Annotated in this window: 2 protein-coding genes; both read left to right on the top strand. The window is 45.6% G+C overall.

Annotated elements, in window-relative coordinates:
- On the top strand, window positions 1-514 hold a 514-nt coding region (locus tag C7B70_RS23610; RefSeq protein ID WP_199192490.1), incomplete at its 5' end, for a hypothetical protein.
- 23 nt (window positions 515-537) lie between these two features.
- Window positions 538-1,403 (top strand): hypothetical protein (locus C7B70_RS26630; protein WP_199192489.1); only part of this gene is annotated, 866 nt, incomplete at its 3' end.

Raw genomic sequence — 1,403 nt, 5'->3', positions numbered from 1 at the left:
TTCATATATTAGGGACTCTGGTGTATCTGTAACTGCTACAAAAGGGGATGACGTTCTAGTTCCCACACCGCTTTACAATGAGCAATTCATCTTTGACGAACCAATCCGCGAACCAACGTTGAAGGGAATTGCTCAAACGATTAAAGAAGGGGAAGTAGATAAAAAAATCTTTGCTAACGATCCAGCACAACCATCCCTAGCGGCGATCTACCGTTTTATTCTCCGGGGCAAGATCCAATATCCGGTTGAAGTGAGTACGGGACGTTGGAAAGTACGTGTCGCGGCAGATATTGTGCTTTTTTCTCCTAATGAAACTTTAGGGGTCAAGCCTAAACACATTGCCGAGTTCGTTCAGGACATCTACGTTCGCAAAGCATCTCCTATCCCCCAACTTTTTATCCACGACCAAAAGCGTCAAGACTTGGTGTGGTATGGGCGCAAAGATGGTTTTGTGATTGATGCCATGCTGCCAGTAGGACCAGCCCAGGAAGTTCCTGGCGTTCCTCGCAACTAAGCTATTACAGGAGTAATAAATTAATGCCTACTAAAGAAGAATATTTAGTTAAATTCGCATCAATGACTGGGGCAGAAATCCCAGGCATTGGCAGTCAACAGAAGGGTAGCGTTGATATCAATACTGATGCACCCGATTTGACTGCTACATCTACTTCTACCGAAGTAACTGCTTCAACTATCGAACCTACTCCCACCGAAGCAGTCGCTCCAACTGAAAGTCCAGCGATACAAGAAGAAGAAGAATTATTCAAGGATTCCTATAGCGATCGCACTAAAGTTCCTCTGTGGGAAGATCCTAAATTTAAAGGAATAATTGTTGCTCTATGCGTCCTCCCTGCTGTGTTGGCTATAGGCTGGGTTTTTAAAGATGGTATTCCTAAGCCCAACTTAAGTACAAAGTCTTCCAAACCCGCTCCTGTTAGGCAAGAGGCGGATGAAGATAAGCCTAAAGATGCTACTGATGGTGAATGGGCAAGCTATGCGTCAACCAATGGAATGCGTCAGCAGTTTTCCGACGCAGCAGAAGGTGAAGATACAGATGCCCAAAAGAAATTACAAGAGCGAGTTAACGCCAGAAAGAAGAGTCAAGGGGCAACGGTTAAACCAAATACTCGCATAGAGCGCACAAGTGAAAGGACAGACAGCGTTCCGCCCTATCAAACTGTAAGCCGCTCCTACAGTCCACCAGCACCCGTTAGAACGGCACGTAGAAATATTCCTGAAGACTATACCCAAAGCTCTTATCGGGTAAGCCGCTCCTACACTCCACCAACTCAAAAACCTACTGCTTATAGAGTCCCACCTGTTCGCGCGTATAATTCACCTACCTTGTCAAAGCCGCCTGCTGTTTCGCCAAATAATTCTCAAAGGTTAGACTCATCGCAGCA

Origin of the sequence: Chlorogloea sp. CCALA 695 (genome assembly GCF_003003885.1) — a bacterium.
In the GTDB taxonomy this organism is placed as follows: domain Bacteria; phylum Cyanobacteriota; class Cyanobacteriia; order Cyanobacteriales; family Chroococcidiopsidaceae; genus Aliterella.
This window is presented reverse-complemented; position numbering and strand designations above follow the sequence as displayed.